This window comes from Citrobacter sp. TBCS-14, from assembly GCF_005280805.1.
Lineage (GTDB): Bacteria > Pseudomonadota > Gammaproteobacteria > Enterobacterales > Enterobacteriaceae > Citrobacter > Citrobacter gillenii.
In genome coordinates this window covers 1-220 of record NZ_SZWM01000856.1, presented here as the reverse complement: position 1 = coordinate 220, position 220 = coordinate 1, and the positions used below count along the sequence as shown (strand labels likewise).

Genomic DNA, 220 nt, shown 5'->3' with positions numbered 1-220 from the left:
ATTCGCCTTTGGGCGTATAGCGCATTGCGTTAGAGAGCAGGTTGCTCATTGCCCGGCGTAACATTAACGGGTCGCCAGAAACCCGGCATGCCCGACCTTCAAAGCGCAGGCTGACTTCGCGTTCTTCCGCCCAGGCTTCGAAAAAGTCGAACACTTTACTGACCTCATCCGCAAGATTCAGCGCTGTTTTTTCCGGGATCAACTGATTATTGTCTGCCTG

The 220-nt window shown here is 53.2% G+C and carries 1 pseudogene; it reads right to left on the bottom strand.

The features are described from left to right. A pseudogene (locus FDX22_RS30175) lies at window positions 1-220 on the bottom strand (two-component sensor histidine kinase); the annotation flags it as partial.